The organism is Roseateles sp. GW821-FHT09G09, from assembly GCF_059415965.1.
Window position 1 is genome coordinate 116,789 of the sequence record NZ_JBWKOG010000007.1, and the last position, 24,308, is coordinate 141,096.

42 protein-coding genes are annotated in these 24,308 nt (G+C 66.0%); 19 read left to right on the top strand and 23 right to left on the bottom strand.

Annotation, left to right across the window (positions count from 1 at the left end; all coding sequences use genetic code 11):
• Nucleotides 1-15 precede the first annotated feature (15 nt).
• The 22 genes from AC07O8_RS19270 to AC07O8_RS19375 all read right to left on the bottom strand — a co-directional run bounded on the left by AC07O8_RS19270 (nt 16) and on the right by AC07O8_RS19375 (nt 10,294).
• Nucleotides 16-417: a hypothetical protein gene (locus tag AC07O8_RS19270; protein ID WP_495049573.1), complete on the bottom strand. Its 402-nt coding sequence runs from the start codon at nt 415-417 to the stop codon at nt 16-18.
• A complete protein-coding gene (locus AC07O8_RS19275) occupies nt 417-641 on the bottom strand; it encodes a hypothetical protein (protein WP_495049574.1) in 225 nt (74 codons plus the stop codon). Before AC07O8_RS19275 ends, AC07O8_RS19270 begins: the two co-directional genes overlap by 1 nt.
• Nucleotides 642-649: 8 nt before the next feature.
• Nucleotides 650-1,342, bottom strand: coding sequence for a hypothetical protein (locus AC07O8_RS19280; protein WP_495049575.1), 693 nt, complete (start codon nt 1,340-1,342; stop codon nt 650-652).
• Nucleotides 1,332-1,466 carry a hypothetical protein gene (locus AC07O8_RS19285; RefSeq protein ID WP_495049576.1) on the bottom strand — a complete coding sequence of 45 codons (135 nt, stop codon included), beginning with the start codon at nt 1,464-1,466 and terminating at the stop codon, nt 1,332-1,334. Before AC07O8_RS19285 ends, AC07O8_RS19280 begins: the two co-directional genes overlap by 11 nt.
• A complete protein-coding gene (locus AC07O8_RS19290) occupies nt 1,463-2,482 on the bottom strand; it encodes a hypothetical protein (protein WP_495049577.1) in 1,020 nt (339 codons plus the stop codon). Before AC07O8_RS19290 ends, AC07O8_RS19285 begins: the two co-directional genes overlap by 4 nt.
• Before the next feature lies 1 nt (nt 2,483).
• On the bottom strand, nt 2,484-2,765 hold the full coding sequence (locus AC07O8_RS19295) for a hypothetical protein (protein WP_495049578.1): 282 nt from the start codon (nt 2,763-2,765) through the stop codon (nt 2,484-2,486).
• Nucleotides 2,762-2,905, bottom strand: coding sequence for a hypothetical protein (locus tag AC07O8_RS19300; protein ID WP_495049579.1), 144 nt, complete (start codon nt 2,903-2,905; stop codon nt 2,762-2,764). The genes AC07O8_RS19295 and AC07O8_RS19300 overlap by 4 nt, the downstream gene beginning before the upstream one ends.
• On the bottom strand, nt 2,902-3,255 hold the full coding sequence (locus AC07O8_RS19305; protein WP_495049580.1) for a hypothetical protein: 354 nt from the start codon (nt 3,253-3,255) through the stop codon (nt 2,902-2,904). Before AC07O8_RS19305 ends, AC07O8_RS19300 begins: the two co-directional genes overlap by 4 nt.
• Nucleotides 3,252-3,569 carry a hypothetical protein gene (locus tag AC07O8_RS19310; protein ID WP_495049581.1) on the bottom strand — a complete coding sequence of 106 codons (318 nt, stop codon included), beginning with the start codon at nt 3,567-3,569 and terminating at the stop codon, nt 3,252-3,254. Before AC07O8_RS19310 ends, AC07O8_RS19305 begins: the two co-directional genes overlap by 4 nt.
• Nucleotides 3,566-3,859: a hypothetical protein gene (locus AC07O8_RS19315; protein ID WP_495049582.1), complete on the bottom strand. Its 294-nt coding sequence runs from the start codon at nt 3,857-3,859 to the stop codon at nt 3,566-3,568. Before AC07O8_RS19315 ends, AC07O8_RS19310 begins: the two co-directional genes overlap by 4 nt.
• Entirely contained in the window at nt 3,856-4,098 is a 243-nt protein-coding gene (locus tag AC07O8_RS19320; protein ID WP_495049583.1) for a hypothetical protein, read from the bottom strand. Before AC07O8_RS19320 ends, AC07O8_RS19315 begins: the two co-directional genes overlap by 4 nt.
• The gene (locus AC07O8_RS19325) at nt 4,095-4,430 is read right to left on the bottom strand and encodes an XkdD/Y8K6 family phage-associated protein (RefSeq protein WP_495049584.1); all 336 of its coding nucleotides are present in this window, start codon (nt 4,428-4,430) and stop codon (nt 4,095-4,097) included. The genes AC07O8_RS19320 and AC07O8_RS19325 overlap by 4 nt, the downstream gene beginning before the upstream one ends.
• Nucleotides 4,427-5,896, bottom strand: coding sequence for a hypothetical protein (locus tag AC07O8_RS19330; protein ID WP_495049585.1), 1,470 nt, complete (start codon nt 5,894-5,896; stop codon nt 4,427-4,429). The genes AC07O8_RS19325 and AC07O8_RS19330 overlap by 4 nt, the downstream gene beginning before the upstream one ends.
• A 13-nt stretch (nt 5,897-5,909) precedes the next feature.
• The gene (locus tag AC07O8_RS19335; protein WP_495049586.1) at nt 5,910-6,662 is read right to left on the bottom strand and encodes a hypothetical protein; all 753 of its coding nucleotides are present in this window, start codon (nt 6,660-6,662) and stop codon (nt 5,910-5,912) included.
• Between the two features lie 13 nt (nt 6,663-6,675).
• Entirely contained in the window at nt 6,676-7,437 is a 762-nt protein-coding gene (locus AC07O8_RS19340) for a DUF7666 domain-containing protein (protein WP_495049587.1), read from the bottom strand.
• A gap of 76 nt (nt 7,438-7,513) precedes the next feature.
• Complete coding sequence (locus AC07O8_RS19345; protein ID WP_495049588.1) at nt 7,514-7,759, bottom strand: hypothetical protein; 246 nt, start codon at nt 7,757-7,759, stop codon at nt 7,514-7,516.
• Complete coding sequence (locus AC07O8_RS19350) at nt 7,756-8,127, bottom strand: hypothetical protein (protein ID WP_495049589.1); 372 nt, start codon at nt 8,125-8,127, stop codon at nt 7,756-7,758. Before AC07O8_RS19350 ends, AC07O8_RS19345 begins: the two co-directional genes overlap by 4 nt.
• 8 nt (nt 8,128-8,135) lie before the next feature.
• A complete protein-coding gene (locus AC07O8_RS19355) occupies nt 8,136-8,300 on the bottom strand; it encodes a hypothetical protein (protein ID WP_495049590.1) in 165 nt (54 codons plus the stop codon).
• A 129-nt stretch (nt 8,301-8,429) separates the two neighbouring features.
• Nucleotides 8,430-8,651, bottom strand: coding sequence for a hypothetical protein (locus tag AC07O8_RS19360; RefSeq protein WP_495049591.1), 222 nt, complete (start codon nt 8,649-8,651; stop codon nt 8,430-8,432).
• Nucleotides 8,652-9,076: 425 nt separating this feature from the next.
• Complete coding sequence (locus AC07O8_RS19365) at nt 9,077-9,262, bottom strand: hypothetical protein (protein ID WP_495049592.1); 186 nt, start codon at nt 9,260-9,262, stop codon at nt 9,077-9,079.
• Nucleotides 9,263-9,363: 101 nt separating this feature from the next.
• Nucleotides 9,364-9,651 (bottom strand): hypothetical protein, encoded by a 288-nt coding sequence (locus AC07O8_RS19370; RefSeq protein ID WP_495049593.1) that lies wholly within the window; start codon nt 9,649-9,651, stop codon nt 9,364-9,366.
• Nucleotides 9,652-9,760: 109 nt separating this feature from the next.
• Nucleotides 9,761-10,294, bottom strand: coding sequence for a hypothetical protein (locus AC07O8_RS19375; protein ID WP_495049594.1), 534 nt, complete (start codon nt 10,292-10,294; stop codon nt 9,761-9,763).
• 119 nt (nt 10,295-10,413) lie between these two features.
• Between AC07O8_RS19375 and AC07O8_RS19380 the strand changes: the two genes are divergently transcribed.
• Nucleotides 10,414-10,659, top strand: coding sequence for a hypothetical protein (locus AC07O8_RS19380; protein WP_495049595.1), 246 nt, complete (start codon nt 10,414-10,416; stop codon nt 10,657-10,659).
• 11 nt (nt 10,660-10,670) lie between these two features.
• On the opposite strand, the gene AC07O8_RS19385 is transcribed toward AC07O8_RS19380, so the two are convergent.
• Nucleotides 10,671-10,952 carry a hypothetical protein gene (locus AC07O8_RS19385; RefSeq protein ID WP_495049596.1) on the bottom strand — a complete coding sequence of 94 codons (282 nt, stop codon included), beginning with the start codon at nt 10,950-10,952 and terminating at the stop codon, nt 10,671-10,673.
• Here AC07O8_RS19385 and AC07O8_RS19390 point away from each other — a divergent pair.
• From AC07O8_RS19390 to AC07O8_RS19475, 18 genes are all read left to right on the top strand, one after another.
• The gene (locus AC07O8_RS19390) at nt 10,945-11,415 is read left to right on the top strand and encodes a phage regulatory CII family protein (protein WP_495049597.1); all 471 of its coding nucleotides are present in this window, start codon (nt 10,945-10,947) and stop codon (nt 11,413-11,415) included. The genes AC07O8_RS19385 and AC07O8_RS19390 overlap by 8 nt on opposite strands.
• Before the next feature lie 7 nt (nt 11,416-11,422).
• Entirely contained in the window at nt 11,423-11,719 is a 297-nt protein-coding gene (locus AC07O8_RS19395) for a hypothetical protein (protein WP_495049598.1), read from the top strand.
• Entirely contained in the window at nt 11,716-12,000 is a 285-nt protein-coding gene (locus AC07O8_RS19400; RefSeq protein ID WP_495049599.1) for a hypothetical protein, read from the top strand. Before AC07O8_RS19395 ends, AC07O8_RS19400 begins: the two co-directional genes overlap by 4 nt.
• Nucleotides 11,997-12,218, top strand: coding sequence for a LexA family protein (locus AC07O8_RS19405; RefSeq protein ID WP_495049600.1), 222 nt, complete (start codon nt 11,997-11,999; stop codon nt 12,216-12,218). The genes AC07O8_RS19400 and AC07O8_RS19405 overlap by 4 nt, the downstream gene beginning before the upstream one ends.
• On the top strand, nt 12,215-12,604 hold the full coding sequence (locus tag AC07O8_RS19410) for a hypothetical protein (RefSeq protein WP_495049601.1): 390 nt from the start codon (nt 12,215-12,217) through the stop codon (nt 12,602-12,604). Before AC07O8_RS19405 ends, AC07O8_RS19410 begins: the two co-directional genes overlap by 4 nt.
• A complete protein-coding gene (locus tag AC07O8_RS19415) occupies nt 12,601-12,945 on the top strand; it encodes a hypothetical protein (RefSeq protein WP_495049602.1) in 345 nt (114 codons plus the stop codon). The genes AC07O8_RS19410 and AC07O8_RS19415 overlap by 4 nt, the downstream gene beginning before the upstream one ends.
• Nucleotides 12,942-14,855: a DNA cytosine methyltransferase gene (locus AC07O8_RS19420; protein WP_495049603.1), complete on the top strand. Its 1,914-nt coding sequence runs from the start codon at nt 12,942-12,944 to the stop codon at nt 14,853-14,855. The genes AC07O8_RS19415 and AC07O8_RS19420 overlap by 4 nt, the downstream gene beginning before the upstream one ends.
• 299 nt (nt 14,856-15,154) lie before the next feature.
• Nucleotides 15,155-15,445 carry a hypothetical protein gene (locus AC07O8_RS19425; protein ID WP_495049604.1) on the top strand — a complete coding sequence of 97 codons (291 nt, stop codon included), beginning with the start codon at nt 15,155-15,157 and terminating at the stop codon, nt 15,443-15,445.
• Entirely contained in the window at nt 15,429-16,541 is a 1,113-nt protein-coding gene (locus AC07O8_RS19430; protein ID WP_495049605.1) for a phage minor head protein, read from the top strand. Before AC07O8_RS19425 ends, AC07O8_RS19430 begins: the two co-directional genes overlap by 17 nt.
• A gap of 313 nt (nt 16,542-16,854) precedes the next feature.
• Entirely contained in the window at nt 16,855-17,262 is a 408-nt protein-coding gene (locus tag AC07O8_RS19435) for a M48 family metalloprotease (RefSeq protein WP_495049606.1), read from the top strand.
• Nucleotides 17,263-17,348: 86 nt separating this feature from the next.
• Nucleotides 17,349-18,617 carry a hypothetical protein gene (locus AC07O8_RS19440; RefSeq protein WP_495049607.1) on the top strand — a complete coding sequence of 423 codons (1,269 nt, stop codon included), beginning with the start codon at nt 17,349-17,351 and terminating at the stop codon, nt 18,615-18,617.
• On the top strand, nt 18,610-19,035 hold the full coding sequence (locus tag AC07O8_RS19445) for a phage tail terminator-like protein (protein WP_495049608.1): 426 nt from the start codon (nt 18,610-18,612) through the stop codon (nt 19,033-19,035). Before AC07O8_RS19440 ends, AC07O8_RS19445 begins: the two co-directional genes overlap by 8 nt.
• 75 nt (nt 19,036-19,110) lie before the next feature.
• Entirely contained in the window at nt 19,111-19,761 is a 651-nt protein-coding gene (locus AC07O8_RS19450) for a phage tail tube protein (protein WP_495049609.1), read from the top strand.
• 53 nt (nt 19,762-19,814) lie between these two features.
• On the top strand, nt 19,815-20,132 hold the full coding sequence (locus AC07O8_RS19455; protein WP_495049610.1) for a phage tail assembly chaperone: 318 nt from the start codon (nt 19,815-19,817) through the stop codon (nt 20,130-20,132).
• Nucleotides 20,133-20,194: 62 nt separating this feature from the next.
• A complete protein-coding gene (locus tag AC07O8_RS19460; RefSeq protein ID WP_495049851.1) occupies nt 20,195-20,446 on the top strand; it encodes a DUF1799 domain-containing protein in 252 nt (83 codons plus the stop codon).
• 21 nt (nt 20,447-20,467) lie between these two features.
• On the top strand, nt 20,468-23,158 hold the full coding sequence (locus AC07O8_RS19465) for a phage tail tape measure protein (protein WP_495049611.1): 2,691 nt from the start codon (nt 20,468-20,470) through the stop codon (nt 23,156-23,158).
• Nucleotides 23,158-23,745: a hypothetical protein gene (locus tag AC07O8_RS19470; protein WP_495049612.1), complete on the top strand. Its 588-nt coding sequence runs from the start codon at nt 23,158-23,160 to the stop codon at nt 23,743-23,745. The genes AC07O8_RS19465 and AC07O8_RS19470 overlap by 1 nt, the downstream gene beginning before the upstream one ends.
• Nucleotides 23,742-24,308: a hypothetical protein gene (locus AC07O8_RS19475; RefSeq protein ID WP_495049613.1), complete on the top strand. Its 567-nt coding sequence runs from the start codon at nt 23,742-23,744 to the stop codon at nt 24,306-24,308. Before AC07O8_RS19470 ends, AC07O8_RS19475 begins: the two co-directional genes overlap by 4 nt.

The window sequence follows — 24,308 nt, forward strand, 5'->3', positions numbered from 1 at the left end:
CCACGCGGGCGGCGGTCATTCGACGGCCTCCGTTGCTTCGTCGAACATCTCGCGCCGGATGGACTCGATGACCTCAGCTTGTTTCGCAGCATCTCGGCGGGTGAACTCCGCATAGGCGTACTCAAGCTGCTTCTTCAGGATCAAGCTGCGCAGCCCTGTCATGTCCTCTTCGGAAAGCGTCGGCTCGTAGACGAACGTGATTTGGCCCAGGCCGCCAGAGAAGGCATCCGCAATGTCACGAACATGAATATCAACGGACGAGGGACCTTTGACCGTCAGGTCTAGCCCGTACCAGCCCACGCCTGGGGCGACCTCTTTCCTGTCTCGAAGCCAAAGACGGCGAGCCAGTTCAGGGCTGGATACATAGGCTCCGTCGTAGGCGTGAACGGTGAATGGGAAGATGTTCGGCGCGCTCATCACTTCCCCTCCCGCCCAGCATCGGACTCCCCGCCCGACGTCCGACGCTCAACGATCGCTCGGATGCCGGCGTCGTCATCGCTGGTGACCAGGATGTCGGCGCGTGGGTTGTCGGTGAACCGGATCAGCACGGTGGCGCGGATCTCGTCGTGGTAGTCACTGCTGATGAGCGGCTTGATGTGCTGCTCGATGACGCACGCGATTTCGTCGTGCAGCGCTTGCATTGCGGGGCTCATGTTGCGGACTCCCTGCCCGATGCGGCCATGGCGGCGTCGATGGCTGCGTCGGCGTCACGCTCGAAGATCTCAGGGAGGAACCCGTGCACCCTGTCGTGATTCGGTGCTGGGATTCGGTCTGGCAGCGAAAGCACAGGAGGGTCGTTCCCGACGCAAGAGAATTGCATCTGGTCGCGCAGCCACCGATACCGCGCCGCATCCAATTGCAGCGCATCCGACCGAGCCATCTGCGCGCGCCATGCATCTTCATGCGACTTCGCGGCTGCGCGCAGGTTGTTGTAGTGGCTACCGATCATCCTGCCGATGTGGTCGGGTCGGTCGGGGAACCTCGCGCGGTCCTCGATGAGACGCGCGTTCTCGGCCAGCAGCGCCGCAGCCCTCGCAGCACTCTCGGACGGGGCGGGGGAGGCTGTGTAGAGCACGCGCCGATGCTCTGCCGGTTGGAGGTCGAACGCCGCGCGCGTCGCATCGCGCCAAGTGTTGGCGGGGTCGCCTAAGAACGCGCTGGTGATCTGATACACCGGCTCTTGCGCCGCCTCCTGCTGCGAGCGATGGGCAGCGAGGGCAGATTGCAGCGATCGAATCGCACGCAAAGCGTCGGCTTGGGCGAACCCGCGCGGGTACCCGTCCATGATGGAATGCAGCAGCGGTAGTTCGCGCTCCAGCGCTTCGATCAGGTCATTGCTCATGGGAGTCCTCCTTGTTCCGTTCGCGAGCGCGGCCTTCAGCGATTCCGCCGAGCCATCCGACCCAAGCGCCAAATACGCCAGCGACGGTGAACGCGATCACCATTCCGATCGGATCAACGGTCATGCGCTTTCTCCATTGGAGTGGGCGGGGACAAGAGCGGCGCACAGCTTCGCCAAGACGCGCTCTTGGATGTGGAACCCCTCGGGATGGACCTTGAGGCTCGTCCCGCTCGGCGTATGGACGACCGTGAATCCATCGAGCTGTGGGCGGATTCGCCAGCCCTCCGGCACCGCCACAGCCTGCGCTTGCACAGGGGTGGAGAACTCATCCGCCGCGTCGACCGCGTTCCGCCAGGGGCAGTTCGCGCTAGAGTGCTCGCCGATGTCGGCGCCCGTGATGGTGGCGATGCGTGCGGCGAGTTGGTCGGCCCACTCGTGATAGTCGTCGCGCTCCTTCAGCGTCTGATCCCACAACGCATCGTCGTCAGGGCGCGCCTTCGCTTCCACCGGAGCGGGCTGGGATGCGGCCATCAGCTGATGTAGGGCCGGTGCGATGGCGCACGCGAAGTCGGCGGCCAGCGTCTTCTCGATGTATCGGGTGAAGTCGTGCCGACCTAGGTGCTGGGTGAAGAACCGAATCACCTCGGAGCGGCCCTCGTAGCTGGTCTTGAACGCGGATGCATCCGTCAGCGCCACCGGCTCCGGCGCAGATGCCTTGAGGTCTGCCATCAGCTTTTCAGCCTGCCGAAGCACGTGCCCATTGGCATCGGCGTAGGTGGACGGCAGGCAGTTCAGCGCACGCGCGATGGCCCAGACCGTCGACCGCCACTGATCAGCATCGCGCCCGATCTTCCAGAACTGCGCGAGCCAGTGACCATCAGGCGCGGGGCCTTCGTCTTGAGCCCCGAGCGCGATTGCGCCGGTGATGGCGTCGGACACCAGCGCGCGAATACCTTGCGGATCGGCGTCGATGCTGTAGCGCTCCGGCGCATCTGCTGCGGCAGGGGTGGAGAGAGCTTCGAAGTCGGCGCAAACGGCCTTAATCGATTCGAGGTAGCCATCTGCGTTCCAGTCGCGATTTGCGTGGCGCTGGGCGAGGTCGTACCACTGGGTTAGGGTGAGCTTCTTGGCGGTGTCCATGTCAGGCCTCCAAGGTCATGGCGGAATGCAGCGTGGCGTCTAGATCCGCGCTCACCGTCGCTTCGGATGGGAACTGGAACACGATGGTCGAGCCATTGCCGTTCCAGTCCCAGTCCACGGCCAGGAAGCGCGGTCGCAGCCAGCGGAGAAGCTCCGCGTCCTCGGCGTCTTCGCTCGGCTCTGCCGTCACCGCCCAATCCAGCAGAGCCGCTGCCTTCTCGTTGCCGAGGTCGATGAGTTGAAGCCTGGCGGCACGGATGGATTCGAGTTGATCGTGGGTCATTGCGTCTTCCCTTGCTGAGGTGTGGGCTGCTGCTCGCGTCGTGCGCGATCGGCGGCCAGGGCTTCCCAGTCGATCGGCGACTCGGGAGCGGGGTTGGTCCATGGGCGCGCGTTGGCGCGCTGGCGATAGCGGCGGCTCATGACTTGCTTCCGAGCCGACGCATCGCGGCCAGCGTGGAGGCTCGACGTTTGAGCAGGCGCTTGGTGATTTGCTTCCGGACACGCAGGCCCAGTCGGCAGGAGCGGCAGACCTCAAGGTCGTCGAGCACCTGATGCCAGTTGGACTCGCCGTCTGGTCCGTACCTGAGTCCACCCTCGCGGGTTGCCTCGCGTAGCGCCGAGATGCACCCAGAGCCGACCTGAATGTCGCCGTCATAGGCTGGCTCTTCGCAGTTATCGAAGAGGCGGCCAAACAGCTTGCGCCGCTGGCAGATCACCGACTGCAGACGGGCGTAGCGCTGCACGAGGGCGACTGCCCTGTCGGCGTTCATGCGCCACCTCCGAACAGGTCCATGGTCTTGTCGTCGACAGCGGGAGCCGGAGCCGGCGGTACGCCCCATTCCTCGGGCCGCCACTGCATGACGTCGACCTTGTGGCCGGGCTCGCTGTGAGGCCAGCGCACGACATGCATGAGTGTGGATTCGATGGAGGGCATAGCCTCCGGGCAGGTGGACTTCGCCTGCATTCCGGCGTAGGTCACACGCCACGCTGCGTTGTAGGCCGCCGCGACGCGCTCTGCCTCTTCGAGGCTTGGGGCTGCGAACAACTCGTTCGGGCCGGGGATGTGAACGGCGTAGAGGGTCATGCTGCTCTCCTGACCCGGACCATGTAGTCCGCGATCTGCTGTGCCCGGTTGGCGATGTAGATGGGATTCCTGTCCAGCGTCTCCCCGTGGGAAAGCATTCCCTGCATCGCTGCAATCAGGGCCACGTCGTGGAAGGTGGCGGAGGGTGGGGCAGCTTCGGGGAGCGCCATGGGGCCGTTGCCGGGCAGCGGCGCGCGGCGGATCGCGGCGACGATGTACAGGACAACCCCCAGTGCTGCGATCAGACAGCCGACCGCGAGGCCGATGAGGAAGAAGGGCTGGGCGGTCATTGGCCGTTCTCCAGAGAGGTCACAGCGTCAGCCGCGCCCTCCGCGTGGATTTCGCTGACGAGGTGCGGCGTGACCTTGTCGAGCAGGGTGCGCAAGCCGAAGGCGCTGTCGAGTTCGGTGATCAGATCCTCGGCTTGGTCCTGCGTGAGCCACACCTCGATCTCCAGCGCGCTCGGTCGATCAACCTGGATCGAACTGATCTCGTCGGCCTTGATGGTGATGCTGGAGGTGACGCTCACGATGCAGCCCCTTCCGCCTTCGCAATGGCGGCGCGCGCCGCGTCAATGGCGGGACCTTCCTTGTCGCCGACGTCGCTCGGGAACTCCTCGTGCCATTGGGCGAGCATCGGGAGCAGCTCCTTCACGGACTTCAGCAAGTCCGGCGCGGCTGCGATCAGGCGCGCGTTGGCGATCTCGTCGTGGTGCTTGCAGGCGATGAACGGGAGGTTCAGGCGATCCGAGCCGGCCTCCGACCAGACCTCAACCCACCCGGAATCGCCTGCAATGCCCTTCGACTTCGTCGCCCAGTCACCGAAGGTCCACGGACCGGGCGTGTGCTGTGCCGCGCTCATGCTGCCTTCTCCAGGCTCTCCGCCGCCATCACGGTCAGCAGGTGGTTGGAGCCTAGGCTTCCGAACTTCAGGACGTCCGATCGCTTGAACAGCGTCGAGGGGCCGCGCCTCTGGCCGGTGAAGCCGAAGTGCGCCATGCCGGCGGCGTCGATCTTGATCGGCGCGATCAGGGCGTTAATGTCGATGATGCTGAAGGTGTAGTCCTCCTCCGCGGGTGCCGGCGCGGGATCGGGCTGGCGGACCTGGGAGACAGGAGCGGCGACGGGGATGACGTCGACCGGCGCGGGGGCAGGTTCCGGCTCTGGCGCAGTCGCAGAGGCGGCGGCTTCCGCTGCGAGGCGCGCCATCTCGGCGGCCTGCTCGCGCTCGATTGCCGTCGGCAGGATCGACTGCAGGTGCGCCAGCACCTGCGCGTGCTTCTGCTGCGCCTCCTCCAGGCGGTCACCGTAGGTGTCCTCGCTCGGCGCGTTGGAGGTCAGCCGTGCGATGGTCGTGCGGATCTCGTCGGCGGGCTTCGTGCAGTCGAAGGCCAGCAGTTCCTCGTAGCGGTCGAAGCGCGCGGCCACGCGGGCTTGTCGGTCGGCTTCCAACTTGGCGAGACGGTCCTTCTCGGCCTGCATCGCGGCCTTCTCGGCTTCGAACTGCCGGCGTTCCTCGGCCATCGCTTCGGCGGCCTTGCGCTGCTCCTCGGCGGCGCGCTCGTTCTCGATGCGCTGGGCCTCCAGGCGCGCGGCCTCATCCTTGCGGCGCTGCTCCTCGGCGGCCTGTTCCGCGGCGACGCGTGCGGCCTCGGCTTCGTCGTAGAGCTTGGCCTTGAGGGTGGTCTCCAACTTCTCGATGCCCGATGCCCACGCGGCCTTCGCCTGATCGAGCATCTCCTGGAAGACGTCCGGATCGGGCAGAGTGGCGTGCATCTGCTCGGACAGCGCGCGCACCTCGACGGAGGTCTTGCTGCAGGCGATCAGCACGTTCTGCCCGATCTCGGCGAGCGCTTCCTGGATCTTCAGGATGCGCGCGGCTTCGGCGGCGGCGCGAGCCTGACGCTCGGCTTCCTTGCGCGCTTCCTCGACCTTGATCTGTTGATCGACGGGCTCCTCGCCTTCCAGCAGCTTCGCGGTGAGCCACTTGGCCCGCGCATCGATGTTCTTGCCCAGAGCCAGCACCGGCGCCTTCGCCATCTTGCGGCTCTTGTCGACCAGGATTCGCGGATCGCGCCACGCGGCGCGGTGCTCGATGGCGTCCTTCATGCCCTTGGTCGTGCCCACCATGTAGACGGCGTCCTTGGGGAACCGCGCCTCCAAATCGGCGAGACCGGCTTCGACGCGATCGAATTCGGTGAGGGCGCTCTTCACGCGCTCCATGTCCTGCGTGATGGCGAGGGCGTTCTGCTCCTTCGCCACGGTCACTTCCGGGCTGTCGGTGGTCGGCTCATCGAAGCCGGTCGAGTCGTCGAGGTCGAGGGACATTCAAATCTCCTGGTCAGAAGGGCACGTCGTCTTCGTTCACGTCGGACGGCGGCGGGGTTTGCTTGGGCCGCGCGGTTGAGGCGGCAGGGGGCGGCGCGGGCGCGCGCTTGGCGGTGGCCATCTTGTTGGCCTGGGCCACGATGAAGTCGTCTTCGGCGTCCTGGTCGCCGCGCGCGCGGGCCAGCTCGATAGCCGCCGCGACCCGCGCCTTCAGTTCGCCGACGTTGGGCGCCTCGTAGATGCCGGTCATCGCGGCCTGATACCAGCCGTCTCGCTGGCCAGCGTGGATGTCCGCCTTGCTCCACAGGTCGAGCGCCAGGCCGAATCGGAGGGCAGCATTCCGCAGCGCGTCGCCGATCACCTCCTTCTCGCGCGATCCGGCGTCCATGTGAGGCTTGTTGTCCGCGTTCCCGTAGCCGAGGCGCGTCTTGCCGGCGACGGTCAGCTTGATCCACAGCCCGCCCTTGGAGTCGAACTTCGGGAGACCATCAGCGTCGAAAGCCAGTGGCTCCCAGTCCCACAGCAGGTCCGCATCCAGCAGGCGGTGCGTCGTGGCCGCGTGGCCGACGTAGTCGAGGTGGCGGACGTTGGGGTGGTGCCAACCGCCGCAGACGGTGCAGTTGATCTTCTGATCGTTCGGGCAGTCGTTCTGCGCCTTCGTTCCCTTCGGCAGCTTGCTGATGAGGTGCTCGGGCACGGGCTCGCGCAGCAAGGCGAGTCCAGCGGCCTGCACCGCCTGACCCTCCGGCTTCGTCGTGGCGTTCATCGTCGTCTCCGCCTCAGGCCTCGACCGGCCGGCCGCCGACGAGCTTGTAGAAGGTGTCCGGCTTGATGTCTGCCTGGCCCGCGATGCCGGCCCACACGTGGATGACCTTCCATTCGGAGTCGCGCTCCACCAGAAAGATCGCGGAACCGAGCGAGGCCTTCGCGCGGCCATTTCGGCCCGACGCCATGGCCGCGCCGGAGTTGCCGCTGGCGGTGGCCGCGCCGTAGTAGCCGCTGGCGGTGGCCGCGCCGGAGTTGCCGCTGGCGGTGGCCGCGCCGGAGTTGCCGCTGGCGGTGGCCGCGCCGTAGTAGCCGCTGGCGGTGGCCGCGCCGGAGTTGCCGCTGGCGGATGCGGACTTGTTCTTCCCCTCGGCCTTGACGACGGTGTTGTCGACATCGCTGATCGCGCCATCGGCAGGCGTGCAGCGATCCATCGTGTACTTGATGCTGGCCTTGATGAGGCCGACGAGGTCGATTTCGGCGACCACCTTCAGCTTCGAGCTAGCGACCTTCGAGTCTTCACCGTGACGACTCAGTTGACCGCTCTGCTCGACGATCGCGTAGCGAGCCTTGTTGGGCGAGTAGTAGCGGAGAACGTGCAACGGGTACTCGCAGGCATGAAGACCGCCATGGCAGGCAGAGACCTCACCATCGTGAACAGCCGTCTCGCCGAGCGAGTACTGGAAGCCGCGGCACTTCCAATCTTTGTCGAAGCCTTTGTAGGCCGTGACCGTCTCGGTCGCTGCCGCTTGCGCCGCCGCATTCTTCTTCGCCATTGTTCTCTCCAAGGTTGCCGTGTCGGTTGATGAGGTGCTGTTCGCACTCGCCAGCCGCGCGGGCTGGCGGCTGCGTTCAGGTCGGAATTGCGCGAGCGATCTGCGTGGCGAAGTGCGCAAGCAGGATCACGAAGAGGACGAAGGCCACGACGACGATCGCGAAGTCGGTGCCGGTCCAGCCGTTGGACTCGAGGTCTCGCTGGTACACGGACTCAGGCGTGTCGAGCTCACCCGGGCAGGTGTCGGACTCCAGCCACTCGATGCGACGAGTCGCGGCGGCAGGCGCAGGCGCCACGCGGCGCACGATTGCGAGGATGCTCATGCGGCCTCCGGCGAGTGATCTGCAGGGAAGGGCAGGGCGACGACGTTGGAGACCTGCACGACCTGACGCACGCAGCCGAAGAGGCGCTCGCGTCCTTGCTGTGCCTCCTCGGCGTCCGCGCGCTGATCGAGCAGGCCGCGCAGGTCCTTCAGAACCACGTGCATCTCGCCCTCCAGGCGGAATGACGTCGCAATGGCGTCGGTCTGCTTCTTGAGCCAGTCGGCTTGCGCGGAGGGCGAGTACTCTGGGTCCGCCGCGAGGTCGCGGTAGAGGCGCGCGGCGTTGTTCACCGATTCGATCGCGCGGTCCAGGCGCTCGCGCTTGCGGCGCGCCTCCGCGATCAGGATGTCGAGCTCCATCGTGTTCATGACGGACCTCACAGCGCCTGCCGGGCAGCGAAGTGAACCGCCTGGGCACGAGCACGACGCGAGGTCGCGCGGCGGCCAGCCTTGGGCAGTACGATCGCGGGGAAGCCCAGCGGATTAGCCTGGCGTTGCGCCTTGGCCTTCGCGGCGGCTTCGAAGCTGAGGATCTGTGCCATGTCGGTCTCTCCTGAACGCGTTGAGGGATGCGTTGGGAGTGACTCTAATCCCAATAATGGGATTGCGCAAGCCCAAATATGGGATTATCGCGCGTAGGGGTTTTCACCTAATAGCGCAGAGCGGTCAATTCAGAGGGGGGAAAGAAAGATGGCTCTGGTCAATTGCCACGAGTGCGGCAAGCAGGTGAGCACGCAGGCGGCGGCCTGCCCGGGGTGCGGGGCGCCGCCGAAGGTCGTGTCAGCGCCTGGGATCGTGCGGATGCCGCCGATGCCGGAGAAGAAGAAATCGTCGACCGCCGTCACGGCGCTGAAGTGGACTGGCGGCGTGGTTGCGGCCGTGTTCGCGTTCATCCTGTACGTCGGCTCCCAACACCAAGCGAATCCCAGGTACGCCGCTGATCGGAAAGCCGCGTGCGAAGCCGCAATCACCTCGGGCATTGGGCACAGCACGCGGAACTACTCCGATAAGGTCGCCTACGAGAAGGCCATCGACGAGGCGTGCGGAGGCCCTGGGTTGCCGTACCTGCGCGAGGCTGGCGGGTCGGCGCGGAAAGAGGGTTGCCCAGACGACTTCCCAAACTGCAGCTGGGGTCGATAGGCCCGCGAAAAAGCCCGCCGGGAGGCGGGCTCGGGTCATGCGCAGAGGGTTGGGTTCCTCACGCACTGGGGCGGTCTGGTGTCCGCAGGCGGCGGGTCCTCGTGATCCTCGTCGTCGCCACCACCGCCACATGCGGCGACCACCAAGGCCGCCAGCATGAGGACGAGCGCGCGCCGCCTCACGGGCGTCGCTCGGCGCGGCGCGGCGCTGAGAAGTTGATCGGCCCGCTCAACGTGATCGCGAGCTGCTCCACGTTGCCGGTGATGCTCACCCCAGGCAACTTCTCTAGCGCGTTCGCGGCGTCGTCCTTCGCCTTGCTGGACGGCAAGTTGTCGATGATCTTCGACATCACGTCGTTGGTCATCCGTCGCTGTCTGTCAGTCATGAGGTTCCCTTTCGTGCCCCCATGATCTCGGCCCCGGCAAGCGGCGCTGTAGTGGAAAGCGATATGTCGGGATTCGGTCGTTAAATCCGTTGCACCAGCAAAACGTTGGTGATCGCTATCAGAACTAGCAGTGCAACGATCGTCGCCAGGAAGACAAAACGCCGCTTGGCGCTGAAGTCCTTCAGGCAGTTGTGGCAGATCTTGGCGTGGGGCCAGTTGTGGGCGCCGCAGCCTTCGATGCTGCACGGCACACCGACGCCGTCAGGGGGCGGCTTGCTCATTTGGAAGATGACGTCACCGTCAGCTGTTTGCCCCACGTAGGCGTGGGTGGCATGGACCGAGATAGGTCCTTCGCGATCGTCAGACATGGCGCTACCGGAATCACCGCGGCGCCGGATTTATCGTTTTTCGATCCGACGCTGCAGTACAGCGATCCCCCTTTTGGGTGGTGGCGTTCGCCCCACGGATGCTAGTGAATCACGATTCCGTCAATGCCGAGCGTGCGGACTTCGCGCTTACCCGAGTCAACTCCTCGGAATGAGCGGCGTCGATGTCGCTGATCAGGGTATCGAGGTTGACCTGGCGGCCGCGATGTTCGGCTTCCGCCAGGAACTCGATTGCCGTTTCGCGCCAGGTCGGGAGACCCACGGCACCACCGTGAGCCAACGCGTTCCGAGCTCGCTGGATGGCGAGCCTGCTGTCCGGGTACTGCGCCAGGTCCCGTAGCGCGCTGGACACCTCAGCCCTCGACTCTGGATCCAGTCGCGTGAGGACCGCGGCAAGCAGGTCGATGTCCAAGGCGCCACCGGCGCCGCGCGGCGCCGCGGACTCCGATGCTTCAGGTGAAACGAGCGCGGCCAGGGGCACATCGAAGACCTCGGCGAGGTCCTCAATGTGGCTCAGCTTGCAGTCGTCGGCGTCGCTGCGAAGGCGACCCAGCGTGCCGTTTGTGAGCCGGCCGGCGCTGGCGGTAATGATGGGCTTGTTCGAGGTCCATCCCCGTTTGTCCATCAACGAGCTGAGGTTCTTGCGCAGGAGTTCTATTGCTCTCATTGAGGCAGGAGCATGCCTAAACGTCCGTCCCAAAAATGGGCTTGGCAAAATCCCAGAAGTGGGATTAGACTCGCTCCATGGACGAACCAATTGTTGAGTTCCTGAAGCGAAAGCTCCTGGAGGCTGGGCCTGCTCAGTGGGAACGGATCGCGGAATCATGCGGCGTTGCCAAGACGCTGCCGCGAAAGATCGCGTACGGCGACCGTGACAACCCCGGCGTCCAGACGATCCAGCCGCTGATCACCTACTTCCAGAACGCCGAGCGAACCGCCGCGCGCGCAACGAAGCGCGGCCCCCGCGCCACGGCGGGGCAGGTGGGATAGGCCATGCGCCATCACCCCCTCCGCTCGCGCTCGGCGCGCAGCACGCAGTACATGGTGTGCGCGATCAGCTGGCGAGCCGCGTCCCCGGCGCGGTCCCAGTCCTCTCTTTTGAATCCCTCCACCTCGGCATTCACACCTCGCGAGACGACGCGAGGGCTTGAGGTTTTGCCCCGGGGTTTGTTCCCCGGGGTCTTTTCTTCTCTCTCCCTGTCCATGGACTGAATGGTCGGACGGGAACTGATCTGAATCAACGAGAACGCTTGGCGTTTTTTCACGGAGACCACCATGGACATCACGAGGGCGCTGCAGACAGCGGTGAAGGCCTACCAGTGGGGCACCGCCTCACTGGCCGCCGCGATGGGCATCAGCAGCGACAAGGTCCTGCTGGCAAAAGTCGATCCCAACCGCCGCGAGACCCACCTCTCGCCGGAGGAAATGGCGCAGGTGCAGAAGATCACCGGCGACCACGGCGCGCTCTTCGCGATGGCCGATGAACTCGGGTATCTCTGCCTCGCCAACCCTGCCGCCTCGCGCGAGTTGGGCGACTGCGCCGAGCACCTCGTTGAGTCGGTGTCGCGCTGCTCGGACTACTTCAAGACCATCGGCGCCGCGACGGCGGACGGCCAGATCAAGCTCAACGAGTTGAAGGAGATCGATGCCCGCTGCCTGGAAGCGATGGCAGCGCTGGTTCAGCTTCGCGCGTGGGCCGCGCGCAAGCACGAGGACTCCAAGCCCGCCCATCTTCGCGTCGCGTGAGGCCGCCATGAGCACCGAGCAATCATTCGATCGCGCCGCCGCCGTGGCGCAGTTCCTTGTCCTCGCTGAACGCGTTGCTCCGATGGACGCGCTGCGTGGCGTCGCCTCCTCGTTCGGCGTCTTCCCGGGCGAGATCTCGCGAGTCGTGATGAACGCCGCCGTGCGCGAGTACCTGCACGCCGTTGGACTCACGCACGAGCCCGCGCTGGAGGTACTGATCGCCGCGGCGAAGAAGTTCCACCTCAAGACCGAATCGCTGCAGTCGGCAGTCGACGAGCACCTGCAATCCGTGGAGGCGCCATGAGCGAACCAATCAAAGCTGGTGACCTCGCCGAGGTGATCGACGGCATGCGCGGCAAGGCGAGCCCGAACCTGGGCTTGATCGTCCGCGTCCTGTCGTACGAAGGCGACCACACCCTGTATGGCCCCATCTGGCGATGCGAGGCCGAGTTCGCCGAACTGGAGCAGGTCGGAAGCCGCTACACGCCCGGCACCGCGCATTTCGCTGCTTCGTGGCTGCGCAAGCTCCCGCCGGACGCCAAGCCGCCCGAGCAGATCAAGACCGAGCGCGAGGTGAATGCGTGACCCCCGCCGACCTCACCACCACGCAGCGCAAGGTCCTCGCTTTCATCCGCGAGCACCGCCCCGAGAACCAGATGCCACCGACGCGCGCTGAGATCGCGTCGCACTTCAACTGGGCTTCGCCCAACGCCGCGCAGTGCCACCTCGTCGCGCTCGAGCGACACGGCGCCATCCGTCTTTCCGCGACCCCTCGCGGCATCTTCGACCTGGAGACAGCATGAACTCGACCTTCGCCGAGGCGACCACCGGGATCGCCTTCGTCCTCACGCTGTCGAAGCGGCAGTGCAACACGCTCCTCCGCGTCAAGGCGCAAGAGGATCGCTTCGGAAAGCCGGAGCGCAATGCCGGCGTGTCCGCGTGGATGGAGCGCGGGAGCGGCAACAAGGAATCTCCGGCCCACATCAGCATCGTCCAAACAGACTCGCTGCGAGGTCTGCGCGATCGTGGGCTCGTGTTCTGGTTCACCGACCACAAGGGCGAGCCCTGCGGCTTCGGCGGCCTGACCCGCGCTGGCGAGCTGATGGCCGACCTGCTGATCGAAGCCGGCATGACCATCGAAGCGACCAACACCCTCTCCGTTCTCAAGCGCTTGGAGCGAGCAGCATGAGCCTCCGCACCCCCAATGAGCCGACGGACAACTTCCGTCTCCCCGCGAAGCCCGCGGCGGCTCCGCAACCGAAGTCCGACGTCTGGCGCAAGACCGAAACGACGGGCATCGAGATCAACCAGGACGGGAAGCGTCGCACGGACCTGCCAAAGCCCGGCGCGCTGATGGTCGATCGCGGACTCTCCTCCGGCGAGTTGCTGGACCTGATGTGTTTTCCACAGGGCGTGACCATCTTGACCGTCTCTCCGCCGTGCCAAGCGTTCGCTCCGTCGGACATGTGGACTGCCGAGGTGCGCGAGCAGATCGCGCGGGACGTGGCTCGGACGATGGGAACCCGATGAGGCGCGACGACTTCACGATGCCGCTCGATCTCGGGCGGGAACTGATCATCGACAACTTCGCTGGCGGTGGCGGCACGTCGACCGGACTGGAGCAAGCCTTTGGCCGACCGGTCGACATCGCGATCAACCACGATCCCGAAGCGCTGGCGATGCACGCCATCAACCACCCGCACACGAAGCACCTGTGCGAGAGCGTGTGGGACGTGGATCCGATCGAGGTCACTGGAAACCAGCCGGTCGCGCTGGTCTGGCTGAGCCCGGACTGCAAGCACTTCAGCAAGGCCAAGGGCGGCACGCCGGTCGCGAAGCACATTCGCGGCCTGGCCTGGGTCGGGATGCGCTGGATCGCGCTGACGAAGCCGCGCGTCCTCATGCTGGAGAACGTCGAAGAATTTCAGGAATGGGGCCCGCTCATCATCGGCGCCGACGGCACCGCGCGGCCAGATCCGGCGAAGAAGGGCAAGACCTTCGAGTCGTTCGTGAGGCAACTGCGCGGGCACGGCTACACCGTCGACTGGCGTGAACTCCGCGCGTGCGATGACGGCGCGCCGACGATCCGAAAGCGCCTGTTCCTGGTCGCGCGCCGCGACGGACTGCCCATCCAGTTCCCCGACCACAAGTTCGGCAAGCCGGACAGCCGCGAAGTCATCGCCGGCCGCCGCCGCGCGTGGCGCACCGCCGCCGAGTGCATCGACTTCAGCCTGCCGGCGACGAGCGTCTTCGGGCGGAAGAAGGGTCTCGCCGAGAACACGCTGCGCCGCGTGGCGAAGGGACTACACCGTCACGTCCTGACGAGCGCATCGCCGTTCATCGTGGGCGTCGGCGGGCGCATGGGCCAAAGCCCTGCGCGCAGCGTCGCCGCGCCGGCGCAGACCATCACGTCGAAGGCCGATTCGTGCCTCGCGACTCCGGTGCTCGCACCGTTCATCGGCGACCAGTCGCGCCCGGCGGAGGCGCGCACGGCCGGCGCCGACGAGCCGCTGCGCACTGCATGCGCCGAGGTCAAGGGCGGGCACTTCACCGTCATCGCGCCCTCGCTGGCGCCGCTGCGCGGCACGAGCGAGGGGCACATGGGTGGGCACGGCATCGAAGAGCCGCTGTCGACCGTCTCCGCTGGCGGCACGCACCACGCGCTGACCGGCGCGCACCTCGTCACCGTTGGGTACGGCGAGCGTCCCGGCCAGGAGCCGCGCACGAACGATGTGCAAAGCCCGCTGGGTACCGTGGTCGCGGGCGGCGTGAAGCAGTACGTCAGCCAGGCGCACCTCACGAAGTTCCGGACCGGCAGCGTCGGACAGAGCCTCGACGAGCCGATGCCGACGATCACCGCGAACAGCTTCGTGAAGCGCCCCGGCGGCGCCGCGCCGTTGGGCGTGGTGGCTGCGCATCTGGTCGACATGGGCCACGGTGAAGGCAAGTGCGGCACGAAGCGATTCAGCCACGGAATTCGCGACATCGAAGTCCCGCTGAACACCGTCACCGCGAGCGGCGCGACCAGTGGGCTTGTCGCCGCCTGTCTGGAGCAGGCCTATGGCGGATTCAACGAGGGCAACGACGGCCGGCCGGTGGATCAGCCGGTGTCGACCATCATGTCCAAGGGCGCGAATCAGCGCCTGATCACCGCCTACTGCGTGAAGTACTACAGCAGCGGCGGGCAGAGCAGCGACCTCGCGGATCCGCTGCACACGTTGCCGACGAAGGGCCGCATGGGCCTCGTCACGACGGAGCAACTGCCAGCCGCCTTCCTCGCGCCGGAACACGCCGAGCGCGCGCGCGAGTGCGCCGCGCTGCTTCACCGGTACCTGCCGGAGCACTTCGCCGAGCCGGCCGAGATGGTCCTGGTGTGGCAGCAGGGGCAGTGGTGGGTCCTCGTCGACAGGGGCACGGACCGAGCGAGTCGTCGGCGATGAGTCGTCATCAAGTCGTCAATCATCCGAAGCGCGCGAAGGGAAACCGCGACGGCTTCCACGCTGCGCATCTGAGTCCATGGCAACAGACGTCTCAACTCCATCCGATGAAGTGACCGCGATGTCTCCCGACTGGGAGCTCGCGCGCGCTCTTCTGGGTGGGACGAAGGCCATGCGTGAGGCCGGCGAGGCGTACCTGCCGAAGTGGCCGAACGAGGATCCTGCGTCGTATGAGAAGCGTCGCGAGACTGCGGTCCTGTTTGCAGCGCATCGTCCAGGGCGAAGAAGACGCGATCGATCAGATGCTCCAGATCTTCGCCGACTGGATCAGCGCGGGGCAGGGCGGCCACTGCAAGATCTTCAGTGACTTCGGTGCAATGACGCTCAGCGACGCGATGGCGCAGCTGATCAAGGACATGGGCGCATCCGGCCTACTGTCGAAGGAGACGGTGTTCAACGAACTGCAGCGCCGCGGCACGATCTCGCCCGACCTGAAGTGGAACGACGAGAAGGAGCGCATCGACGCCGAGGGCCCGCCGCTGGGCGCGCCGGGGATGAACAATCAGCTGGGCGGCAATGGTCTCCGCGAATGAGTGGCTGGCCGATGAGGCGGTCGCTCGCAGCATTGACCTGACGAAGTACTCCAACTGGCTGGTCTACCGGCTGTTGGCGATACTGAATCGGGCCGACGCGAACTTGGCGGCCCAACTTGAGGCTGCGCTGGACTCGATGCCGGTCGGGTCATGGACGGTCGAGCGCATCGAGTCGCTGCTGTCATCGGTCCGCACGCTCAATGCCCAGGTCTACGCCGAACTCGTCGAGCAGCTTGGCAACGAACTGCACGGCCTGACCGAAACGGAAGTTCGCTTTCAGACGGAGACGCTGACGCAGCCGCTGCCCGTGCAGATCGCGACGCGTTTCAATGCGGTGTCGATCGAACAGGTTCACGCCGCCTCGCTGGCACGCCCGTTCCAGGGCCGGCTGCTGCGAGAGTGGGGGGAGGGGCTGGAGCAAGGACGTATGGCTCGCATCCGCGACGCCGTGCGCATGGGATTCGTGGAGGGGAAGGCGATCTCGCAGATCGTCAGAGAGGTGCGCGGCACCAGGGCTCAGAACTACACCGACGGCATCATCGAGATCGATCGTCGGCACGCTGAATCGGTGGTGCGCACGGCGGTGAGCCACACCGCCGGCTTCGCGCGGGACCAGGTGCTGTCCGCGAATGCGGATCTGGTGAAGGGCGTCGTGTGGCGCTCTACGCTGGACGGGCGCACAAGCCAGATGTGCCGGATTCGCGACGGCCTGAAGTACGCGCTCGAGACCCACAAGCCGATCGGACACAAGATCCCGTGGCTTGCTGGTCCTGGCCGGCTGCATTGGAACTGCCGGTCGACGAGCTCGCCGCTGCTGAAGTCCTGGCAAGAACTGGGCGGCGCGGACATCGCAGACTGGACGCCGAGCCAGCGCGCGAGCATGGACGGCGCGGTGCCGGCGGACATGACCTACGCCGAGTGGTTCAAGCGGCAGGGGGCAGAGCGTCAGGATTCGATCCTCGGACCCACCCGGGGCAAGCTGTACCGGACGGGCGATCTGGATCTGGCGGACTTCAGCAACAACCGAGGCCAGATGCTGAACCTCACGCAGTTGCGGGAGCGCCGGCCGCAGGCCTTCAGGGACGCGCGCGTATGATTGCGGCGTGACGCTGAAGCTGGTACCGCCCACACCTGAGCCCGAGCCGACGCACGCCGATAAGGTACGGCGCCGGGTCGCAGCCGCCGCGCCGCGGCACATGCTGGTCTGCCGAAAATGCGGCGGATCGGAGTTCATCGAGACCCGATTCGGGGTCGAAGTCACACCAGCAGGAAAGGCAGTCGGCGGAAAAAAGACGCTGCTGTGCTTGCCCTGCTACGCAGCGAGGGGGGAGCGCGTAGAAGCGCCCTGAGACATCGCGCCAACAGCGAGGCCCGCCACCGAGCGGGCCTTTCGCATTTCTGGGCCGCCCATGGAAGCCATCCTCTACCCGATCGGGATCGCATGGATGGGCTGGGTGGCGCTGAACGTCGCCGGCCTGCTGCTCGGGCCGCTGATCGCCGGCAACCGGCACGGCGCGCTCACGAATGGTCTGTTCATCAGGATCCCGCCGGCAGTCGCGCAGATGCTCGACGCCGATGAGTTGGCCGCGGTCATCTCGCACGAACGAGGACACCGGGCGCACGCCCACAGCCTCAGGAACCTCACCCGCTCGTGCGTGTTCCTGAAGCGCTCGGCTCGCGGCCTGCTGCTGCAGGAACTCGAAGCTGACGACTACGCCGCCAGGCGCGGACACGGTGTGGCCCTGGCCCGCGCGCTGCGGCGCCTGGGAGACCACCCACTGAATCTTTACCGCGCGGCCCGGCTGGACCCGCACTGACGTTCCCGACCGGCTCGCGCGACGCGGGCAGGTCATCAATGCCGAGTGATTCGGCGCATCACCACCATCGAGAGGATGGCCCAGCAATGAAGACCACGAAGACCCGCGCGATGCGCGCTTACCTCACCTCGCTCCTGGCGAGCGCCGGCCTGATGAACTTCGCCCTGGCGATGTCCGTCGATGCGCTGGATGCGATCCCGGAGACGCAGCGAGGCCTCTACAAGGAGACGAACGGGAAGTTCGTCCTCGACGTGGACGGCTACGAGGACCCGACCAACCTGAAGAGCGCTCTCCAGAAGGAGCGCGAGCGCGCCAATACCCTCGACAAGCAGGCCAAGGCCTGGGCGGCGATGGGCAAGACCCCTGAAGAGATTCAGGCTCTGGTCGAAGCCCAGCGCAAGGCCGATGAGGACAAGGCGCTCAAGGGCGGCGAGTTCGAGAAGCTGAAGCAGCAGATCATCGATCAGCACAAGGGCGAACTGGCGAAGAAGGACGAGCGCATCGGGTCTCTGACCAAGAGCCTGGAGCGCCGACTGATCGACGCCGATGCCACCGCCGCCATCGCCGGCGCCAAGGGCATCCCCGCGCTGCTGCTCCCTCACGTCCGGGCTTCGGTCAAGGTCGTGGAAGACGGCGGCGACTTCAAGGTCCAGGTCGTCGATGCGCAGGGCAACCCGCGCGTCAACGGCAAGGGCGAATTCCTCTCCATCGCTGACCTGGTCGACGAGATGCGCCAGTCCGATGTGTTTGAGCACGCCTTGCACCGCCTGCGTGATCGACGCCGAAAAGAGCCACATCGACGGCACGCTGATCCAGGCGGGACACAAGGTGGCGCTGGTGCCGCCTCAGGGCATGGACACACCCAAGCCCGGCGCGAAGCTGCTGTGGGGCGGCGTAGAGCTTCCAATCTCCGTGGTGAAGACCCTGGCGCCGGCCGGCTTGGCGGTGCTGCACGAGCTGCAGGTGCGCGGATGAGCAACTGGAGCATCCCCTTCGACCAGCTGGCGGCTAAGGCGAAGCTCGACATCGACACCGCGGTCCGCCGCAGCACGGTCAAGCTCTTCGAGTCGGTGATCAACCTGAGCCCGGTCGACACAGGCCGCTTCCGGGGCAACTGGATCCCGTCTCACGGCGTGATCCTGAAGCAAGTCAACGACAGCGCGCAGGCCAACGATTCGACCAATCGCCTTGACAAGGTCTACACGTTCCCGGTCGGCGGCGTCGTGTACCTCGCCAACAGCCTGCCCTACGCTGTCCGGCTCGAGCACGGATGGTCCAAGCAGGCGCCGACGGGCATGGTCAGAAAAAGCGCCGTCCAGTTCAAGCGATTCGTGAGGCAGATCATCCGTGAGTGACAAGATCATCCGCGCCGCGCTCATGTCGGCCACCCAGGCGTGGGCAGACGCCCAGACGCCAGCCATTCCGGTCGCGCGCGAGAACGTGGATTTCACGCCGCCCGCCAATGGAGCGCGCTACGCCCGTGCCTTCATGCTGCCGGTTCCGACCGAGTCCGACACGCTCGACATGCTCCATCGCAGCTACGAAGGCGTCTTCCAGGTCACGCTGTGCATGCCCAAGAACGCCGGCAACGGTGATGCCGACGACCTGTGCGCTTCGCTGGGCCAGGCCTTGTCCCCGGCGGCGCCGATCGTGCGCTCCGGTGTGCGCGTCTTCATCACCCGTCCGATGAGCCGGGCCACCGGAATCCAAGAGGACGACTGCTACGCCGTCCCCGTCTCCTGCGCCTACCGCGCCGACACCTACCCCACCTGATTTCCGCCCAGCAGGGCATCGCAACCAAGCCGCCTTCGGGCGGCTTTTTCTTTGTCTGACGAAAGGGCACATCAAATGGCCGTCTCTCTCCCAAATGGCAGCACCGTCGCGGTCGCGTCGGCCTACGCGACCGCGAAGGCCTTCACCGCCATCTCCAATGCCACCGAAGCGGTCGTGACCGATGCGACCCACACCTTCGCTGTCGGCGACATCCTGGAAATCACCTCCGGCTGGTCGAAGCTGAATGGCCGGCTGGCGCGCGTCAAGTCGGTGGTCGCGAGCACCTCCTACGTCCTGGAGGGGATCAACACGTCGAACACGACCAAGTTCCCGGCCGGCAGCGGCGTCGGGTCGGTGCGCAAGATCACCACGTGGCAGCAGATTCAGCAGATTCTTTCCTCGTCCTCGAGCGGTGGCGAGCAGCAGTTCACCGAGTACTCCTTCCTGGAAGACTCGACGAAGCGTCGCATCCCGACCAGCAAGAGCGCGCGCGGCTACACGTTCAACGTCGCCGATGACCCGAACCTCGCACACTACCCGGTGCTGCAGGCGGCCGACGATGACACCGTCTCGCGCGGGATTCGTCTTGCGCTGGCGAACGGCGGATTCATCTACATGCCTGCCATCGTCTCGATGGCGGACTCGCCGTCGCTCACGCAGGATGAGGTCATGGCGATCGAGGTGACGCTGTCGCTGTCGGCCCCGACCACGCGCTACGTCAGCTGATCAACCGACACATGAGCCCGCCTGAGTGCGGGCTCTTTCCATTGGAGAGATGAATGCAAGCATCGATCAAGGCAAATCCGACCTTCAAGGCGACCGTCGAGATCCGCCGCCCCGGCGATGAGCCGATGAAGTTCACCGGCATCTTCAAGCACCGCACGCGCGATCAGTTCGATGCGCTGGCGAAGGATGCGCGCGAGAACCCCAAGCAGGACCTGGATGCCGTCCTGGACGTGCTGGAAGGTTGGGAGGGGATGCTCGAAGCGTTCAGCCGCGACTCCGTCGCGGAGCTCCTGCAGAACTTCCACGACGCGGCGGACATCATCGCCGCCACCTACGTCCGAGAACTCGGACCGGCCCGCCGGGGAAACTGAGACAGGCCGGGGCCAAGCTCTACAAAAAGCGGCCAAAAGCCGAAGAGCTCGATGACCTCGGCCTGACCTTCGAAGACGTGGCGGACCAGTTCGACATCGAACTCTGGCCCGACACGCACGACGCGTTCGTGCTGTTCGATCGAGTGCGCCACCAGTGGGTGCACGGACCGGCCGGCCCCACGGCCCTGAACTACCAAGCGGTCGAGTCAGCCCTGCGGATGATGGGCGTGGCGAGAAGCCGATGGCCCGATCTCTTCGACGACATCCAGGTCCTTGAGGCCGGAGCGCTGTCGCAGATCCACGCAAGCAACTGAGGCCCTTCGGGGCCTTTTTTCATGGCCGATCAAAACGTCACCACCCTTGGCATTGCGGTCGACAGCTCCGGCGTCCGCACGGCTGAGGGCGACCTCAAGAACTTCGCCAAGGCGGGGAACGAGGCGGCCAAGTCCGCCTCGGTGCTCGAGCGCGCGATCGACAGCAGCGCCAAGCCCGCGAATCAGGCCGCCGCCGCGATCGGCAAGATCGCACCCGCGTCGTCCGTGCTGAAGAACGCGGCCACCGGCGCAGAGAAGTTCGCCGCAAGCGCCAAGCTCACGGCCTACCAGACGCAACAGCTGTCGTTCCAGCTGCAAGACTTGGGCGTGCAACTGGCCGGCGGCGGAAACCCGCTCACGGCAATCGTGCAGCAGGGGAGCCAGGTCGCATCCACGTTCGGCGGGATCGGATCTGCAGCGAAGACGCTCGGTGCGGCGGTGGGTGGAACGACGGGCATCCTCGCGGGCGCCGCGGCGGTGATCGCCACCTTCGGTGCCGCCTACTACCAGGGCTCTGAACAGAGCAAGGCCTTCAAGAACGCCATCACGCAGACCGGCAATGCCGCCGGCCTCACCGAGGGCAAGTTCAACTCCCTGATTGCGCGCACCGCGGAACTCGCGAACGTGTCGCAGTCGGCGGCCCGCGACATGGCGCTCGCGTTTGTGCAGTCCGGCCAGCTGAGCGGGCAGGCGCTCGAAGCGACCGTGACCGCCGGCTTGAACATCGCCAAGGCCACCGGTGCGTCGATCGACGAAGTGCAGAAGCAGCTGTTGGGCGTGACCAACGGCGTCGCGAATTTCGCCGCCTCACAGAACCGCAGCCTCAACTTCCTGACCTCGGCGCAGTACCGCTACATCAAGTCGCTGGAGGACCAGGGCCAGACCGGCAAAGCCATCCTCGTGACCATGGAGGCGCTCAATGGGCGCTACAAGGACCAGGAACAGAACATCGGCCTGATCGAGCGGTCCTGGAACAAGGCCAAGAAGGCCGTCAGCGACTTCTGGGAGGCGGCCAAGGGCATCGGCCGCACCGACACCATTGAGCAGCAGATCACGTCGCTCGAGCGCGGCCTGGAATCGCTGGACAACCGGAGGTCGACGAACCCCTCGCTCACCGCCCAGCGCAAAAAGGCGATCCAGGAGCAGATCGACGCGCTCAAGGAGCAGCAGCGCCTGCAGGGCCGGGCCGCGCAGGGCCAGGCTGAGGACGCGCAGCGCGCGAAGGTGGGCATCGAGTACACCGACGTCCTCGCGCGTGCGATGTCGCGCCAAGCGTTGGCCGCGAAGACCCTCAGCGATGCGAAAGCCAAGCTCGCGAAGTCTGACCTCGACGCGGCTCAGCAGTCGCAGATCCTGGCGCAGCTGCAAAAGGAGCTCGACCCCGGGGCGTCCCAAGCCATCAGTCAGTCGCGCATCGACGGAATCAAGCGATCGCTCGCGGATATCGTCGCGGCCTACGAGGCGAGCGAGTCCACGCTGGAGGCTTCGCGGCAGGCGGGCATCCTCGACGACCAGACCTATTACACCGAGAAGATCGCCTACGTCGAGCGCTACGCAAAGGCCCGCAAGCTCGCGCTGGAACTTGAGAACGAGGAACTCCGTCGGCAGCGCGGCAACCCCGACAACATGACGGCCGACCGGCAGGCCATCGACGACAAGATCAAGGACAACCTCGCCGAGATCGGGCGGCTTCAGCAGAAGGCATCGGCGGATGTCGAGAACTACGGCATCCAGGCAGGCGCGGCGCTCGGGAACGTGAACAAGGGCTATGCCGAGGTGCGCGCGGCAGCTGAGGCCTACCTGCAGACGCTGACGCGCCAGCAGGATCGCGAACTGGCGCTGTTCGGCGCCGGCACGGAGGCCCGATCGCGCGACGCCGCGCGCAGCCAGATCGCCGACCGGTACGACGAGGAGCGACGTCGCATTGAGGCTGAGCGCGAGGCGCTGAGGATCCAACAGGGAGCCCTGCGCCCGGATCAGGAGAAGCAGTACGCGTCTCTGCTGTCCGTGAATGAAGAGTTCCGGGCGAAGGCGCTGGAGGGTTGGGACGACTACTACAACCGCCTGCAGAAGATGCAAGGCGACTGGGTCTACGGAGCGTCTGAGGCCCTGGCGAACTACGCCGATTCGGCCAACAACATCGCCGCCCAATCGCAACGGGTGTTTGAGAACGCCGCCAAGAGCATGGAAGACGCGATCGTCACCTTCGCTCAGACCGGGAAGATCAACTTCGCCCAGCTCGCCAGTTCGATCATCGCGGACATGCTGCGCGTGGAAGCGCAGCGCGCGACGAGCTCGATCTTTAGCCAAATCGCCGGCTACGCGATGTCCTACTTCGGCGGCCAGACGGTGGACACCAGCGGTGCCGGCAGCGGCGGCGGCATCACCGGCGGCGCGACGCTTCCTGACTCTCTGCGAGGCGGTCGCGCGATCGGCGGCCCTGTGTCTGCCGGCGGTATCTACCGCATCAACGAGCAGAACCGCCCCGAGGTCGCGAACTTCGGCGGCAAGGACTACCTGCTGACCGGCGGCCAGAGCGGCACCGTGAGCCCGGCCTCGGACGGCGGCGGCGCGCCCGTCAACGTCACCGTGAACATCGGCTCCGGCGTCACGCGGGCTGAGGTGCAGTCCATGGTCCCGACGATCGTCAAGCAGGTGCAGTCGGCGGTCCAACTTCAACAGCGCCGCAGCGCGACCCTGGGGACCAACTGATGGCGACCTTTGACCATCCGACCGCGCTCGTGCCTGAAAGCATCGAGTGGGGAAGCATCAAGCGCGCGATCCAGTCTCGCAGCCCCACAACCGGCGCGACGGAGTCTATCGAGTTCCCGGCGGAGCGCTGGCAGATTTCGGTGACCTACCCGCCGCGCATGCACCGAGTCGCTGGCCTGGCCGAGGCATTCTTCTCGCGTGTGGTGGGAGGCGTGGACCGTGTCCGCGTCTACAACTTCCGCCGGCCTGTGCCGTGGGGAACGATGCGCGGCACGCCCACGCTTGCCGCCACCGTCACGCGCGGAGCGCAGTCGCTGACGATCAACACCACGGGCACGCTTGAGGCGGGCGACCTCTTCAAGATCGGCGACCAGCTCTTCCAGTCCATGTCCGACGTGTCGCCGGTGAGCGGCGTGCTCACGGTGCCGCTCGTGCAGCGCGTGCGATCGACGCTGAACGCTGGCGCCGCGGTGCTGTGGGATCGCCCCACCGCGCTCTTCATCTTGCCGGCGACGGTGAACCGGTCGTCCTACAGCGACGGCCTGCTGAATCGATTCACGCAAGACTTCGACGAGGTGTTCGCATGACCGGGCGCGACGTCAACAGCGCTGCGCGCTCGGTCCTCGGCACGCGCTTCGGCGCGGCGATCTTCGTCGAGATGCAACTCGACACGCCGATCTACATGTGCAACGCGGGCGTGAACATCGATGCCGCCGGGCACACGTGGCTTGGCGTCCAACAGTTGCAGGTCGAGTCCGTCAGCGAAGGTCCCCAGCAGGCCGAGCAGATGAAGTTCTCGCTGCCCGCAGTGCCCAACGCCAACCTCGCGCTGGCGCTCACGACCAACATCCGCGGCAAGACGGTGAGGGTCTACATCGGGATCCTGGATCCGGACAGTCACGCGATCCTCGACCTGGTACCGCTGTGGGGCGGGCAGTTGGATCAGATGCCAGTCGGATTCGGCCCCGACACCGCGGCCATCAGCGTGACCGCCGAGCACCGGGCCGTCGCCTTCGCGCGCCCGAAGCCTCTCCGCTACACCGACGCCGACCAGCGTCGTCTCCAGCCGGGCGACAAGTGCCTGGAGTTCCTCATCGACCAATCGCAGAAGCAGGACGTGTGGCCTAGCGCGGAATGGTTTAGGACCTGA

What these genes read in the sequence shown, in the direction of transcription:
- AC07O8_RS19270 (WP_495049573.1), bottom strand. Translation starts at nt 417, where the DNA reads ATGAGCGCGCCGAACATCTTCCCATTCACCGTTCACGCCTACGACGGA.
- AC07O8_RS19275 (WP_495049574.1), bottom strand. Translation starts at nt 641, where the DNA reads ATGCAAGCGCTGCACGACGAAATCGCGTGCGTCATCGAGCAGCACATC.
- AC07O8_RS19280 (WP_495049575.1), bottom strand. Translation starts at nt 1,342, where the DNA reads ATGAGCAATGACCTGATCGAAGCGCTGGAGCGCGAACTACCGCTGCTG.
- AC07O8_RS19285 (WP_495049576.1), bottom strand. Translation starts at nt 1,466, where the DNA reads ATGACCGTTGATCCGATCGGAATGGTGATCGCGTTCACCGTCGCTGGC.
- AC07O8_RS19290 (WP_495049577.1), bottom strand. Translation starts at nt 2,482, where the DNA reads ATGGACACCGCCAAGAAGCTCACCCTAACCCAGTGGTACGACCTCGCC.
- AC07O8_RS19295 (WP_495049578.1), bottom strand. Translation starts at nt 2,765, where the DNA reads ATGACCCACGATCAACTCGAATCCATCCGTGCCGCCAGGCTTCAACTC.
- AC07O8_RS19300 (WP_495049579.1), bottom strand. Translation starts at nt 2,905, where the DNA reads ATGAGCCGCCGCTATCGCCAGCGCGCCAACGCGCGCCCATGGACCAAC.
- AC07O8_RS19305 (WP_495049580.1), bottom strand. Translation starts at nt 3,255, where the DNA reads ATGAACGCCGACAGGGCAGTCGCCCTCGTGCAGCGCTACGCCCGTCTG.
- AC07O8_RS19310 (WP_495049581.1), bottom strand. Translation starts at nt 3,569, where the DNA reads ATGACCCTCTACGCCGTTCACATCCCCGGCCCGAACGAGTTGTTCGCA.
- AC07O8_RS19315 (WP_495049582.1), bottom strand. Translation starts at nt 3,859, where the DNA reads ATGACCGCCCAGCCCTTCTTCCTCATCGGCCTCGCGGTCGGCTGTCTG.
- AC07O8_RS19325 (WP_495049584.1), bottom strand. Translation starts at nt 4,430, where the DNA reads ATGAGCGCGGCACAGCACACGCCCGGTCCGTGGACCTTCGGTGACTGG.
- AC07O8_RS19330 (WP_495049585.1), bottom strand. Translation starts at nt 5,896, where the DNA reads ATGTCCCTCGACCTCGACGACTCGACCGGCTTCGATGAGCCGACCACC.
- AC07O8_RS19335 (WP_495049586.1), bottom strand. Translation starts at nt 6,662, where the DNA reads ATGAACGCCACGACGAAGCCGGAGGGTCAGGCGGTGCAGGCCGCTGGA.
- AC07O8_RS19340 (WP_495049587.1), bottom strand. Translation starts at nt 7,437, where the DNA reads ATGGCGAAGAAGAATGCGGCGGCGCAAGCGGCAGCGACCGAGACGGTC.
- AC07O8_RS19345 (WP_495049588.1), bottom strand. Translation starts at nt 7,759, where the DNA reads ATGAGCATCCTCGCAATCGTGCGCCGCGTGGCGCCTGCGCCTGCCGCC.
- AC07O8_RS19350 (WP_495049589.1), bottom strand. Translation starts at nt 8,127, where the DNA reads ATGAACACGATGGAGCTCGACATCCTGATCGCGGAGGCGCGCCGCAAG.
- AC07O8_RS19355 (WP_495049590.1), bottom strand. Translation starts at nt 8,300, where the DNA reads ATGGCACAGATCCTCAGCTTCGAAGCCGCCGCGAAGGCCAAGGCGCAA.
- AC07O8_RS19360 (WP_495049591.1), bottom strand. Translation starts at nt 8,651, where the DNA reads ATGAACGCGAACACGGCCGCAACCACGCCGCCAGTCCACTTCAGCGCC.
- AC07O8_RS19365 (WP_495049592.1), bottom strand. Translation starts at nt 9,262, where the DNA reads ATGACCAACGACGTGATGTCGAAGATCATCGACAACTTGCCGTCCAGC.
- AC07O8_RS19370 (WP_495049593.1), bottom strand. Translation starts at nt 9,651, where the DNA reads ATGTCTGACGATCGCGAAGGACCTATCTCGGTCCATGCCACCCACGCC.
- AC07O8_RS19375 (WP_495049594.1), bottom strand. Translation starts at nt 10,294, where the DNA reads ATGGACAAACGGGGATGGACCTCGAACAAGCCCATCATTACCGCCAGC.
- AC07O8_RS19380 (WP_495049595.1), top strand. Translation starts at nt 10,414, where the DNA reads ATGGACGAACCAATTGTTGAGTTCCTGAAGCGAAAGCTCCTGGAGGCT.
- AC07O8_RS19390 (WP_495049597.1), top strand. Translation starts at nt 10,945, where the DNA reads ATGGACATCACGAGGGCGCTGCAGACAGCGGTGAAGGCCTACCAGTGG.
- AC07O8_RS19385 (WP_495049596.1), bottom strand. Translation starts at nt 10,952, where the DNA reads ATGTCCATGGTGGTCTCCGTGAAAAAACGCCAAGCGTTCTCGTTGATT.
- AC07O8_RS19395 (WP_495049598.1), top strand. Translation starts at nt 11,423, where the DNA reads ATGAGCACCGAGCAATCATTCGATCGCGCCGCCGCCGTGGCGCAGTTC.
- AC07O8_RS19400 (WP_495049599.1), top strand. Translation starts at nt 11,716, where the DNA reads ATGAGCGAACCAATCAAAGCTGGTGACCTCGCCGAGGTGATCGACGGC.
- AC07O8_RS19410 (WP_495049601.1), top strand. Translation starts at nt 12,215, where the DNA reads ATGAACTCGACCTTCGCCGAGGCGACCACCGGGATCGCCTTCGTCCTC.
- AC07O8_RS19415 (WP_495049602.1), top strand. Translation starts at nt 12,601, where the DNA reads ATGAGCCTCCGCACCCCCAATGAGCCGACGGACAACTTCCGTCTCCCC.
- AC07O8_RS19420 (WP_495049603.1), top strand. Translation starts at nt 12,942, where the DNA reads ATGAGGCGCGACGACTTCACGATGCCGCTCGATCTCGGGCGGGAACTG.
- AC07O8_RS19425 (WP_495049604.1), top strand. Translation starts at nt 15,155, where the DNA reads ATGCTCCAGATCTTCGCCGACTGGATCAGCGCGGGGCAGGGCGGCCAC.
- AC07O8_RS19430 (WP_495049605.1), top strand. Translation starts at nt 15,429, where the DNA reads ATGGTCTCCGCGAATGAGTGGCTGGCCGATGAGGCGGTCGCTCGCAGC.
- AC07O8_RS19435 (WP_495049606.1), top strand. Translation starts at nt 16,855, where the DNA reads ATGGAAGCCATCCTCTACCCGATCGGGATCGCATGGATGGGCTGGGTG.
- AC07O8_RS19440 (WP_495049607.1), top strand. Translation starts at nt 17,349, where the DNA reads ATGAAGACCACGAAGACCCGCGCGATGCGCGCTTACCTCACCTCGCTC.
- AC07O8_RS19450 (WP_495049609.1), top strand. Translation starts at nt 19,111, where the DNA reads ATGGCCGTCTCTCTCCCAAATGGCAGCACCGTCGCGGTCGCGTCGGCC.
- AC07O8_RS19455 (WP_495049610.1), top strand. Translation starts at nt 19,815, where the DNA reads ATGCAAGCATCGATCAAGGCAAATCCGACCTTCAAGGCGACCGTCGAG.
- AC07O8_RS19465 (WP_495049611.1), top strand. Translation starts at nt 20,468, where the DNA reads ATGGCCGATCAAAACGTCACCACCCTTGGCATTGCGGTCGACAGCTCC.
- AC07O8_RS19470 (WP_495049612.1), top strand. Translation starts at nt 23,158, where the DNA reads ATGGCGACCTTTGACCATCCGACCGCGCTCGTGCCTGAAAGCATCGAG.
- AC07O8_RS19475 (WP_495049613.1), top strand. Translation starts at nt 23,742, where the DNA reads ATGACCGGGCGCGACGTCAACAGCGCTGCGCGCTCGGTCCTCGGCACG.